At 44.4% G+C, this 12,405-nt stretch carries 13 protein-coding genes and 2 pseudogenes; 13 read left to right on the top strand and 2 right to left on the bottom strand.

The annotated features are described in order from the left end of the window. The first annotated feature begins 22 nt into the window (after window positions 1-22). The 3 genes and pseudogenes from COP04_RS12230 (at window position 23) to COP04_RS12220 (ending at window position 1,302) form a co-directional block, all read left to right on the top strand. On the top strand, window positions 23-421 hold the full coding sequence (locus tag COP04_RS12230; RefSeq protein WP_100488280.1) for a DUF4064 domain-containing protein: 399 nt from the start codon (window positions 23-25) through the stop codon (window positions 419-421). A gap of 83 nt (window positions 422-504) precedes the next feature. Further along, window positions 505-903, top strand: a pseudogene (locus COP04_RS12225) (SDR family oxidoreductase); the annotation flags it as partial. 93 nt (window positions 904-996) lie between these two features. After that, complete coding sequence (locus tag COP04_RS12220) at window positions 997-1,302, top strand: Dabb family protein (RefSeq protein WP_100488279.1); 306 nt, start codon at window positions 997-999, stop codon at window positions 1,300-1,302. Between the two features lie 68 nt (window positions 1,303-1,370). Here the strand turns inward: COP04_RS12220 and COP04_RS12215 are convergent, their stop codons facing one another. Further along, a complete protein-coding gene (locus COP04_RS12215; protein ID WP_100488278.1) occupies window positions 1,371-1,730 on the bottom strand; it encodes a winged helix-turn-helix transcriptional regulator in 360 nt (119 codons plus the stop codon). A gap of 134 nt (window positions 1,731-1,864) precedes the next feature. Here COP04_RS12215 and COP04_RS12210 point away from each other — a divergent pair, with 134 nt between their 5' ends. The 5 genes and pseudogenes from COP04_RS12210 (at window position 1,865) to COP04_RS12195 (ending at window position 6,167) form a co-directional block, all read left to right on the top strand. After that, entirely contained in the window at window positions 1,865-3,067 is a 1,203-nt protein-coding gene (locus COP04_RS12210; RefSeq protein WP_100488277.1) for an MFS transporter, read from the top strand. 202 nt (window positions 3,068-3,269) lie between these two features. Continuing rightward, window positions 3,270-4,079: pseudogene (locus COP04_RS20290) on the top strand (DUF896 domain-containing protein); the annotation flags it as partial. Window positions 4,080-4,172: 93 nt separating this feature from the next. Further along, the gene (locus COP04_RS20285) at window positions 4,173-5,123 is read left to right on the top strand and encodes a ring-cleaving dioxygenase (RefSeq protein ID WP_239984988.1); all 951 of its coding nucleotides are present in this window, start codon (window positions 4,173-4,175) and stop codon (window positions 5,121-5,123) included. A gap of 102 nt (window positions 5,124-5,225) precedes the next feature. Next, on the top strand, window positions 5,226-5,693 hold the full coding sequence (locus tag COP04_RS12200; RefSeq protein ID WP_100489665.1) for a MarR family winged helix-turn-helix transcriptional regulator: 468 nt from the start codon (window positions 5,226-5,228) through the stop codon (window positions 5,691-5,693). A 72-nt stretch (window positions 5,694-5,765) separates the two neighbouring features. Beyond that, complete coding sequence (locus COP04_RS12195) at window positions 5,766-6,167, top strand: DoxX family protein (protein WP_100488275.1); 402 nt, start codon at window positions 5,766-5,768, stop codon at window positions 6,165-6,167. 135 nt (window positions 6,168-6,302) lie between these two features. Here COP04_RS12195 and yidA read toward each other — a convergent pair whose 3' ends face one another. Beyond that, entirely contained in the window at window positions 6,303-7,115 is an 813-nt protein-coding gene (gene yidA / locus COP04_RS12190; RefSeq protein WP_100488274.1) for a sugar-phosphatase, read from the bottom strand. A gap of 243 nt (window positions 7,116-7,358) precedes the next feature. Here yidA and COP04_RS12185 point away from each other — a divergent pair, with 243 nt between their 5' ends. From COP04_RS12185 to COP04_RS12160, 5 genes are all read left to right on the top strand, one after another. Then, window positions 7,359-7,790 (top strand): GNAT family N-acetyltransferase, encoded by a 432-nt coding sequence (locus tag COP04_RS12185; protein ID WP_100488273.1) that lies wholly within the window; start codon window positions 7,359-7,361, stop codon window positions 7,788-7,790. 104 nt (window positions 7,791-7,894) lie between these two features. Next, entirely contained in the window at window positions 7,895-9,367 is a 1,473-nt protein-coding gene (locus tag COP04_RS12180; protein ID WP_100488272.1) for a nicotinate phosphoribosyltransferase, read from the top strand. A 132-nt stretch (window positions 9,368-9,499) separates the two neighbouring features. Then, window positions 9,500-10,258: an exodeoxyribonuclease III gene (locus COP04_RS12175; RefSeq protein WP_100488271.1), complete on the top strand. Its 759-nt coding sequence runs from the start codon at window positions 9,500-9,502 to the stop codon at window positions 10,256-10,258. Window positions 10,259-10,361: 103 nt separating this feature from the next. After that, window positions 10,362-11,483 (top strand): NADH-dependent flavin oxidoreductase, encoded by a 1,122-nt coding sequence (locus tag COP04_RS12170; RefSeq protein WP_100488270.1) that lies wholly within the window; start codon window positions 10,362-10,364, stop codon window positions 11,481-11,483. A 284-nt stretch (window positions 11,484-11,767) separates the two neighbouring features. Further along, window positions 11,768-12,244, top strand: a complete 477-nt coding sequence (locus COP04_RS12160) for an S-ribosylhomocysteine lyase (protein WP_100488268.1) — start codon at window positions 11,768-11,770, stop codon at window positions 12,242-12,244. Window positions 12,245-12,405 lie beyond the last annotated feature (161 nt).

Raw genomic sequence — 12,405 nt, 5'->3', positions numbered from 1 at the left:
TTATTTGCTGGGAGGTTTTTTGTTGAAAAGAACTGGGGAAATTACATTATCGATCATTGCCGGCGCTTTGAATCTTCTGGTCATGCTCGGAGGCTTCCGCATCCTTAATGTAGATTCGAGGACTCTCAGAGTACAGCTCATGGCATCGGGAACTAATCAGAATATTACATCCCAAGATATCAACCAGGTGATTCAAGTGTTTCATTTATTTGGTGTCTTATTGGTTGTCTTATCGGTGATCAGCATCATTTTGGCAGTCGTTGCACTGATTTTCCTTTTCCGGCGCAGTTTGCCAATTCTTTCTGGTTGCCTGCTGATCGTTGCTGGTGTGCTTAGTCTTCCGGCGTTCTTCCCGGGGGTTCTTTATCTGATTGCCGGTATTATGAACTTAGTGCGGAAGCCACCGGTTCAGATTGACTGACTTTATCCATGATGGGGTTATCCTCATCATGGTTTTTTACACTTCCTAAGCTACAAATAAATTTTGAGGAATTTGATTGATTGTTCGCGGTTAATGTCAAGGGCACCTATTTCAGCATCCAGAAAGCGATGGACTGTCTGGAAGATGGTGGGCGGATCTTCGCGACGTCTGTCAACGGACAGATGTTCCCGACATACAGTGTTTATGCCGGATCGAAAGGCGCGGTTGAGCAGTTTACGAGGCAGCTTGCCAAAGAATTCGACTCGAAGAAAATCACAATTAATACCGTTGCACCCGGACCGGTCAATACAGAACTATTCAGCACTGAGAAGACAGGGGAGCAGATTGACAGGTTGGCGCAGATGAATACCCGGATCGGTGAACCGGAGGATATTGCCAATGTTGTTGCCCTGCTGGTCAGTGAGGAATCACAGTGGATCACCGGACAGACTATCCGTGTGAACGGCGGGTTTGTTCAATAGGCCAACAAGCTCGGTCCTGCGGCGCCGGAGCCAGTTTACTTGGCATCATCGAAACTCTGGTATAGGATTGAGGACTGTGAGGAGGAATGCATGATGATACAACATCTTGTTTTATTTAAGTTCAGCAGTGGAACGACAAAGGAACAGAAAGAAGAAGCAATGAAGAGGCTGCGCCATCTGAAAGAAGAATTGCCGGGAATTCTCGATCTGCACACGAATGTCGATTTTTCAAAGATGGCAAAGGGATATGAAGTGGGGCTTGCTGCGCAATTTACCAATATGGCAGCTTTCGAAAATTATGTTCCTTCCAAAGAACATCAGGCCGTAGTATCCTATCTTAAAGAAATAGGCCTTGCGGATGTACTTGAATTTAATTTCCATGCAGATGCCGATAAGTAATACAACGAAAAAGCCTGGCCCGATCAGTAGATTGAGCCAGGCTTTTTCGTTGTAACCAGTAATCTTGATTACTGATTCAGTACACTTTCTTCCAAATGCCCTTCTGTTTCCCCGTAGGTTCTTCTGATATGGTTTTCTCCCCAGAGGCACAATCTGTGCAGAACATCTTTCAATGTCTCGCCGTATTCACTTAATTCATATTCCACTTTTGGAGGAACCTGGTTATATACTCTTCGGTTAATAATGCCGTCATGTTCCAGTTCACGCAGCTGTTGTGTCAGCATTTTCTGTGTGATGTTCGGAATCAGCCTCTTCAGTTCGCCGGTCCTTTTTTTCCCATTAATCAAGTGGCATAAAATGACAGGCTTCCACTTACCACCGATCACTTCCAGGGTGGCTTCAACGGAGATATTATATTTTTTTTCCAAGACATTTTACCTCCTTATAGATACTAAAAAGTATCTACATTACAATAAAGTGCGTACTTGTTGATGAGATATGCACCATTCATAATAACATATGCGGACAAATTTGAACATATATTTTGAAAGGAGTTAAAGATTTGGCATCAAATAGAAGTTTACTGCCACTTATTTCATTGGCAATCAGTGCTTTTGCAATTGGCACGACCGAATTTATCAGCGTTGGTCTTCTGCCGCTGATCATGAACGAATACCATGTCTCTTATTCTTTGGCCGGTCTGACTGTTACGTTATATGCGCTGGGCGTTACTGTCGGCGCGCCTGTTTTGACCTCGTTGACGGTCAAAATACCTAAAAAAACATTGCTGATCTTGATTATGGTTGTTTTCATCATTGGCAATTCAGTAGCTGCAGCAGCTACAAGCATCAGCATGCTGCTTGTAGCGCGGGTGATTTCATCGTTTTCCCATGGGGTATTTATGTCGATCGGGTCTACAATTGCGGCGGATATCGTTGCGCCGAATAAAAGAGCGAGCGCGATTGCGATTATGTTTACAGGTGTTACGCTGGCTACCGTGACCGGGGTGCCACTCGGAACATTTATTGGCCAGACATTCGGCTGGCGTGCCGCATTTATGATTATTGTTGCCATTGGCCTGCTCGCTCTGATCGCAAACAGTCTGCTTATTCCTTCAAATCTTAGGCAAGCGGCGAGCATGAAGTTCAGAGACCAGTTCAAACTGATCAAAACAGGTCCGCTATTGCTGGTCTTTATTATCACGGCACTTGGATACGGTGGGACGTTCGTCGTCTTTACCTATTTATCGCCTTTGCTTGAAAAGATTACCGGCTATTCACCCAATTTGGTTGCTTTGATATTGTTTGCTTACGGCATTGCCATTGCGATAGGAAACACATTTGGCGGCAAAGTGTCCAATAATCAGCCCATGAAGGCTCTGATTTATATGTTCCTGTTTCAGGCGGCAGCTATTTTTATCTTGTATTTCACTGCACCTTATAAAACGCTGGGCGTCCTGACCGTGATCCTTATGGGATTGTTTGCCTTCATGAACGTTCCAGGTCTCCAGTTATATGCCGTCGTTCTTGCAGAGAGGCTGGTACCGGAAGGCGTCGACGTTGCTTCGGCGGTCAACATCGCTGCGTTCAATGGCGGAGTTGCCCTCGGTTCACTGATTGGCGGACAAGTTGTCGCCAATATCGGTTTGATTGACACAACGTGGATTGGTGCACTCATGGTTCTGGCGGCTGCTTTTCTCAGTATGTGGAGTTACGGCCTTGAGAAGAAATCAGCAGCTGCAAAGGAACGGCTGCTTTCAGATTGAGCAGTTACTGAAGCTATACGACATGATTATGTAAAAGAATAAGACATTAATGGCTGACTATCCCCGAAAAAGGTTGATCTTTTTCGGGGTAATTTTATATTTAGAGAGGTGTGTTCACGGAATTGACAAATGTAGAAAAAAAGAATATTATTATCTCGAAACAGAGATATTCTAATTAAAAACAAATGGCGGTGGTGAATCAATGAGCTTTCGATATGTTTTTAACGAAAGTGAGACAGTCCTTGCTCCGGTTCTTGTTCTGTTTCACAGCACTGGAGGAGATGAGTATTCATTACTTTCTCTTGCTGAATCCATTGCACCGGACGCTGCGGTGCTCAGTCTTCGCGGTAATCGTAAGGAAAATGGGATGAATCGGTTTTTCAACCGTTTTTCTGAAGGAGGAATCGATCTTGATGATTTAAAAAGTGAAACAGAACATATTCATCGTTTTCTTGCTAAATTTGGTTTGAAACATGGATTTACTCATCGGAAAGTGATCGGTGTCGGATATTCAAATGGGGCGAATATGATTGTCAGCCTTTTGCATCACGAGAAACCTGTTTTTAATGGGGCTATTCTGTTCCACGGTACCGACTATCGTTCTGCAGATATCTATGACGATTTGGAAGGGCTCTCTGTTTTTGTTGCCGCAGGCTTTGATGATCCGCTGATTTCTCAGGCATCAGTAAAGCAGATGATCTTGAATTTGAATAATGCACATGCTGAAGTTCAAGAGAAATGGTCATCTGCCGGTCATCAGCTGACGGAGGTAGAAGTGGATGCATCACGAAAGTGGTATCAATCTTTTGTCAGCGGAGACCAAGAAATGAAAGGTTTATTGAAAGAAATCAACCGACTCGCCAGGGTGGCTAAAATTAGGCCTTTGAACTCTGAGGAGCGTGAGACTCAGGGAAAGCTGAGGAAGCGGTATCTCGATATCTTTCGCGGAACGTTCAGACAGAACCTGCTTAATGTCAAACTTATCGATGAAAAAGGCAATGATGTGACACCGAATAAAGTGAAGGTCATTCAGGCCCAGTCGGACCAAATGCGTGATGAAAGAAAGTTAAATGTGTTGAAAAACAGAATGAAGGAGGCAGAAATAATGAATCAGTTACTCGGAATTCACCACATTTCTATTGTAACGAGCAATGCGAAGACAAATTTCTCTTTTTATACGAAAGTACTGGGTATGCGACTGGTCAAAAAGACCGTCAATCAGGACGATGTTTCAGTCTATCATCTATTTTATGCCGATCAAAAGGGGAGTCCCGGCACCGATCTGACCTTTTTTGAATTTCCCGGGACACGGCCGACCCAAAAGGGAACAAATTCCATCTCCCGGGTTTCACTGCGCGTGCCAAGCGACAAGTCTCTTGATTACTGGAACAGGCGTTTTGATGAATTCAAAGTAAGCCATCATGAAATTTCAACTCTGTTCGGACACAAGATGCTCGAATTTGAAGACTTTGACGGCACCCCCTTACGTCTTATATCAGACGAAAAGGACAAAGGAGTTGCAGGAGGAATACCTTGGGAGAATGGACCTGTTCCGATTGAGTACGCAATCCGGGGACTAGGGAGTGTAACGCTCACAGTGTCACGCCTCGGGATGATACGCTCATTTCTGAAAGATGTGCTGCACTTCAGGGAAGTGGCACGCGAGGAAGAAAATATCCTCTTTGAAGTCGGAGAAGGCGGGCATGGCGCGCAGATCATTGTCCGGGAAGACCAGCAACATATGGATGAAGTTCCGGGTTTTGGAAGTGTGCATCATCTTGCTCTTCGCGTTGCAGACCAGGATGCCCTGAACGAATGGATCAAAGTCATCAATCAGACAGGGCTGCCTAATTCCGGATTTGTTGATCGTTTTTACTTTAAGTCATTGTACGTCCGTGAATTTAACCATATCCTGTTTGAATTCGCGACTGACGGTCCAGGCTTTACTTCAGATGAGGACGAATCTGCCCTCGGTAGCACGCTGTCATTGCCGCCTTTTCTGGAAGGGAGACGCGAGTTTATTGAAAATCAGCTGGAACCGCTGGACCTGAAATAACTTTTTGCCATTCCTGATCCGGAAAGACATTATCAATATTCTTGACAGGGAAGAGAGCAAGTAATATAATTATCTCGAATTAGAGATAAAGGATTGATTTTTATGAGCAAAATGAATCACGAACAGATTGCTGAAGGTAAAGATATCTCCCTGAAACTATGGGTGGTTCTGACAAGAGCGCAACAGTCAATCAGAAAAAAAATTGAAGAAAATATCAAAAGCTACGGCCTTAATCTGACCGAGTTTGGCGTTCTTGAACTGCTCTACCATAAAGGTGATCAGCCGATTCAAAAGATTGGCGGTAAGATTCTGATTGCCAGCAGCAGTACAACTTATGTGATTGACCAGTTGGAAAAGAAAAAACTGCTGCACAGAAAACCTTGTCCTACGGATCGCCGTGTGACTTTTGCTGCGCTGACAGCTGCGGGATCGCATTTGATGGAAAAGATTTTTCCGGAGCATCGGGATGCGGTCGATCAGATTCTCGGCGGCTTAAATTCTTCGGAAAAACATGAGATGACCGGACAATTGAAAAAGCTCGGATTGTTCGCAGCAGATGTTGTTCAATAATATTACCTATTGGATTTTTCCTTGATATCTCGAATTAAGAATATATTAATTAATAATATTGGAGTGATTAAATTGATGAATTTAGGATTGCTGATAATCCGTATTGTTCTAGGAGTGACTTTTGCCGGACACGGCACGCAAAAACTGTTTGGCTGGTTTGGCGGTCATGGAATTAAGGGGACCGCTGGTTTCTTTGAATCGATCGGGGTTAAACCGGGAGCATTCATGGCTATTATGGCGGGTTTATCAGAATTAATCGGCGGTGCATTGTTTGTTCTGGGATTGCTGACGCCGCTGGCAGCTCTGTTCATTACCGGTACGATGGTCGTAGCTATAGCAACGGTTCATGGAAAAAATGGTTACTGGATTACCGAAAACGGCTTCGAATACAATCTTCTGATTATTGTCGTTGTCATCGGCATAGCTTTGATTGGTGCCGGTGCTTATAGCCTGGACTCACTGATCTTCGGATAAAACTCTATACGTTCATTCACTTATTAATTACAGAAAGCACCTTCCAGTCCTGAGCGAAACGAGATCAATCAGGGGAGGCGCTTTTTTTGTTAAAAATAGATTCTGTATTTGTATTGTTCCTGGTTGTTTGGCAGATTATTGAGTGAGAACAAATTTTTCAACCGCAAAGGCAACGCCGTCTTCAATGTTGGTTTTGGTCACGAACTGCGCGGCATCCTTGACTTTTTGAATAGCATTGCCCATTGCCACGCCCGTTCCAGCGTACCGGATCATAGCCAGATCGTTTTCCTGATCTCCTAATGTCATTATTTCTTCAGCTCGTATATTCAGATACTTGCCTAAGGCTTGAAGTCCCCTACCCTTATCCACATCTCTGTTCATGATTTCCAAAAGAATCGTTCTTGATTTCATTAGCGTGTATTTCTCACGGAAGGATTCCGGTATTTCCTGGATAGCCGAGTCGAGCAGCTGCTGTTCTGTACAGAAAACGACTTTATTCACTTTCAGATCACCGGGCAGACGTTCCATTGACGCACCGATAAAAGGCAATGAGTGCATGACCGTTCCATATAATGAAGGCCTTCCTTCCGGCGGAATCGGACAGTAAACATTTTCCCGATCGATAAAATTCATCGGTACCCCGAGCTTCTGGCTGAGCGTGTAAAGTGAAATAATGTCATTTCTGGTCAGAATTTTTTCGGAAAGAACAGTTCCGCTGTCCGTTTCCTGTACCAGCCCTCCGTTGTATGTAATCGCATAGTTTCCTGCTTCATTCAGTCCGAGAAAATCCAGGTATTCCCTGATTCCGGCTATCGGTCTTCCTGAACAAATAACAATTTTGACGCCCATTTTCTTTGCTTCCAGCAGTGCATGTCTGGAGTTCAAGCTGATTTTTTTTTCGTCATTCAGCAGGGTACCGTCGAGATCAATGGCAATCAGTTTTATCAAAATAGGATCCTCCTAAATTTCACTTTGCAGTCACAGTATCAGTATACCGCTTTCTAATAAGAAGTTAACAGGAAATAAGGCTGCTTTTCCATAAAATGACTTTTAATAGAATTGGCCCTGAAATCAAATCTTCATAATAGAGGCTGTTTGAAAAGTCCGGAGAAATTGCCGGCGAACCACAACAATTCTTTGGTAATATAGACTGAGAATGGGAAAAATAAAACTTTACGGGGGAGAATAATAATGTATATTTCAGAACAATGGAATGATAAAAGGGCTGCTGATTACATTCGGTCAAAACTTATCAAATACAACGCAAGCTGTCTTCCGGATCAAATAAAATCCTCCGTTGAAAATCTTAACTTGCTGCTTAAAGATGACGCGGGTAAACTATTCGGCGGCATAACGGGAACAATTTTTTGGGCCCACTTGCACGTCGATTTTCTCTGGGTGGATCAGAGCATGAGAGGAAAAGGTTATGGAAGTAAACTTTTAAGGATGGCTGAAAGATTGGCGAAAGAGAAGCAATGCCGGCTTATTTTACTGGATACCTTCAGTTTTCAGGCTCCGGAATTTTATAAAAGACACGGTTATATAGAGTACGGAGTCGTTGAAGATCATCCGGCAGGTTACAGCCAGCATTTTTTTGAAAAAAGGTTGATGCCATTTAAATAACATTTTCATGAATCCGTTTTCGGTTTACAAGATTGTCTGTCAATAGTATACTCGACTCAATATATATGCTTACATAACCAACCATAATTGGGGGAAATAAAAAGATGGAATGCAGGTTTGACGTGAGGAATGACCGGGATCTGACAATGCTGGTTGATTTTTACGAACTCACCATGGGGAATAGTTATCTGGAAGAGGGAGTAGGCGACCAGATCGTTTATTTTGACATGTATTTCCGAAGAGTTCCTGACGGGGGCGGCTACTGCATCATGGCAGGAGTGGACCAGCTGATTGAATATCTTGAAGATCTTCAGTTTACCGAAGATGATGTCAATTATCTTCGGTCAACCGGACAATTTTCCGAAAAATTTCTGGATTATTTGGCGCATTTTAAATTTTCCTGTGATGTCTGGGCCATCCCGGAAGGCTATCCCGTATTTCCAAACGAACCGCTGGTCACTGTGAGGGGACCTGCCATTCAGGCACAGCTTTTGGAAACGATGGTGCTTGTGACGATTAACCATCAGACGCTGATCGCTACAAAAGCCAGCCGGATCTGCCGCGTCGCCGGCAACCGTTCCGTTATGGAATTTGGGTCACGGCGCGCTCAGGGTTACGATGGTGCTATTTATGGGGCACGCGCTGCTGTGATCGGCGGCTGTTCAGCGACAGCTAATACGCTTGCCGGCATGATGTTTGACATTCCGGTTTCCGGCACGATGGCGCACAGCTGGGTTCAGCTTTTTGACAGCGAGCTTGAAGCTTTTCGGGCTTGGGCACGGGCTTATCCGGACCAGTGCCTCGTGCTGATTGATACGTATAACGTATTGAAATCGGGCCTGCCCAACGCGATTAAAGTATTTAAGGAACTTCGTGAAAGCGGTCATGAGCCGCTTGGCATCCGGATTGATTCCGGCGATATTACTTATCTGACCAAGAGGGTCAGGAAGGCTCTTGATGCGGCGGGTTTTCCAAAAGCAATTATTGTTATTTCCAACTCACTGGATGAACATATTATCAAAGATGTGCTGGCAGAAGGCGCGCAGATTAACTCATTTGGTGTCGGTGAGCGGCTGATCACGGCAAAATCTGAACCGGTTTTCGGCGGTGTTTACAAATTAGTCGCAGTTGAAAAGGAAGGCAAGGTTGTACCGAGAATTAAGATCAGTGAGAACGAGGAAAAAATCACAAATCCAGGATTTAAGAAAATTTATCGCATCTATGAAAAGGACGCGGACAAAGCTATTGCCGACCTGATTTGTGACAACAATGAAACGCTTGATGAAAGCAAACCACTGACCATTTTCGACCCGGTCTTTACTTGGAAAAAGAAAACATTGAAAAATTATAAAGCTGAGCTGCTGCGCAAACAGATATTTAAAGACGGCCGGCTTTGCTATGAAAGCCCATCCGTTATTGCGATCAGAAATTTCGCGAAACAGCAGGTCGAACGGCAATGGGCGGAAGTGCTTCGCTTTGAAAATCCACATAATTATTATGTGGATTTATCGCCAAAAGTATGGAATACCAAATATGACCTTCTGAACAGATATTCTGAAGAGTTCAGTGGAAAATAATGATGATTGCTTAATCAATTTTAAAGGGTCCGTCTGAGGCATTGTGTCTCTGGACGGATCCTTTGTAATGAACGGAATAATGTAATAGAATCATAGCAGCATGGATAATAAAGTCAGTGAGGGGAAAATAACTTGAAATTTATTTCATGGAATGTAAATGGTTTTAGGGCATTGCAGCGCAAAATGGATATCGGTCAATGGCTGGAAGAGACTCAAGCCGATGCACTCTGCATCCAGGAGACAAAGCTTCAGCGGGATCAGGTTGACTTTCAGACATCCGATTACCTGCAATACTGGTATGACGCGGAAAAGAAGGGATACTCCGGGACAGCCATTTTTACGAGGAATAAGCCCCTGAATGTCTCTTATGGGATAGGAATCGAGGAGCATGACCATGAGGGTAGAGTGATTACTCTTGAATATGAAAATTATTACCTCATAACTGTGTACACACCCAATTCTCAGCGTGATCTGAAGCGGCTTGACTATCGTCTTCAGTGGGGCAAAGCATTTACGGATTATATTCATGAGCTGGATGCCCATAAACCGGTCGTTTTTTGCGGGGATTTGAATGTGGCCCATCAGGCTATTGATCTGAAAAATCCTAAGCCCAACATGAAAAACGCCGGATTTACAATCGAGGAAAGAAATGATTTTTCCAAGCTGCTTGATACTGGATTTACCGACAGTTTTCGTTATCTTTTTCCAGATCGCGGGGGCGCTTATTCATGGTGGTCGTATATGGGAAATGCGAGAGCAAGGAATATTGGCTGGCGTATTGATTATTTCGTCATCTCGGACCGGCTCAAAGAGCAAGTTGACGATGCAAAAATATTGGCTGATGTCACAGGGTCGGATCATTGTCCGGTCGAGATTGATCTTTCTTTGTGAACGTGGAAATAGCAGAAGCATAATCTTACATGGTAAGGCGCAGATTCGTCTATAATGAATAGTGAATTTCATATTCCATTGCTGGGAAGAAGGAGTGTTTTCGATGTCTTCATATGATGAATTGTTTCAGCCGGTTACTCTGCCCAATGGCGTAAGGCTGTCAAACCGGCTGGCGATTGCCCCGATGACTACATGGTCGGGTAATCTGAACGGTACGGTTTCAGATCAGGAACTGGCTTACTATAAACGACGTGCAGCGATTGCCGGTCTGTTTGTGTCTGCGTGCATTGCTGTCTCCCCGACAGGAGTGGCCTTTGATCATCAGTTTATTGCTTATGACGATGCAGTACTGCCACGGCTGAAAAAAATGGCTGAAGCCATTAAATCTGCCGGGAGCAAAGCAGTGCTTCAAATTCACCATGGCGGAAGTGAAGCTGATCCTCACTTCGTCCTGTTTAATCAAACGGTCAGCGCCAGCGAAGTGCCATCTTTTTCCAACCCTGAGATTGTCCCTCAGGCGATGACTCAGGAACAGATCGAGACGGTCATTCATGAATATGGACTTGCCGCCAGACAGGCAATCCGTGCCGGTTTTGATGGAATCGAAATCCACGGGGCAAATCATTATCTGATCCAGCAGTTTGTATCCGCACATTTCAACCAGCGCTCAGATCAGTGGGGCGGAACCTTGGAAAAACGGCTGCGTTTCCCGTTTGCCGTGCTTGAAGAAGTGCAGTCAGTCGTTAAAAAATATGCCGATGATTCGTTTATTGTCGGTTACCGCTTTTCACCTGAGGAAATTCATCGGTATGCCGGTTACTCAGTCGATGACACGCTTCAGCTTGTTGATGGGCTGATTGAACGCGGTGTGCATTATCTACATGTGTCGCAAAATAATATTAAGACCGTTCCGGCAGGAAAAGAAGAAGGAAGCGACACGATTGTACACGTTGTGTCGGCCCATATTCACGGACGTGTCCCGCTGATTGCCGTTGGCGGCATTCACTATCCGGAAGAAGCAGTCGCCGGTCTTCACGACGGGGCTGATCTTGTAGCGCTCGGAAGAGAAGCGATTATCGATCCGGACTGGACGCAAAAAGTGCGCGATAATCAGGTTGATCAGATTCATGTGACCCTAAATCCTGACAAACAGGATGAACTGGTTGTTCCGGATCGTCTATGGAAAATCATTACTAAACCAAGCGGCTGGTTCCCGCTTTCCTGATTCCGGATGGACGACCTAATGCAGGCGCTGTTTTTAGCCTGCTATCCTTCTCCTCGCCACTCCCTTTCGAACAGACACTATCAAGACCTGATGTACTCGCTCGGAGTCAGAAAAGAAGGATTTTCATATACTGAGCTGATGATTCATTTAATTTTGGAGCAAGGCTGCAGAAAAGAAATAGGTTCCCGCTGTTTTTCTATGAACGAGGCTCTTGTTTTACAGATTCATTGATTTATGTTATTCTGGCTACACTAATTCAATCTGTTTACTTGGGGATGAGCACAGTGGCAAAAGTTGAAAGTTTTCAGTTAGATCATAGGCTGGTCAAGGCACCTTACGTCCGTCTGGCAGGTACTGAGAATGACACGAAGGGAAGTTTGGTTCAGAAATTTGATCTGAGGTTGCTTCAACCTAATACGTCGGCCGTTCCTACTGGGGCGCTTCATACACTGGAGCATCTTTTGGCGACTTACATGCGCGATGAGCTGACGGGAGTTATCGATATTTCCCCGATGGGCTGCAGGACCGGATTTTATCTGATCATTTGGAATGAGCACAAGCCATCAGAGATAGCAACCGCCTTAAAGAATTCTCTTGAGAAAGTTCTGACGACGACTGTTGTTCCTGCTGTGTCGCCGGTCAGCTGTGGAAACTATAAAGACCACTCACTTTTTGGCGCCAAAGAGTATGCAAAAATCGTTCTGGATGCCGGTATCAGTGACGATCCGTTTCAGAGACATATTCCTGAGGGAATACAATAACAGGTATAATGTATTTGTGTGTCTCTTGACAGAATTAAAAGACATGTCCGGAATCCGTTCCGGGCATGTCTTTTTCAAAAGATAGTATAAAATCTTAAGATATCACAGGACTCGACTGTGATACTTTTTCTTTATTCATAACAATTAAGGATGATGATCAG

Origin of the sequence: Sporolactobacillus pectinivorans, from assembly GCF_002802965.1 — a bacterium.
GTDB lineage: Bacteria > Bacillota > Bacilli > Bacillales > Sporolactobacillaceae > Sporolactobacillus > Sporolactobacillus pectinivorans.
This window is presented reverse-complemented; position numbering and strand designations above follow the sequence as displayed.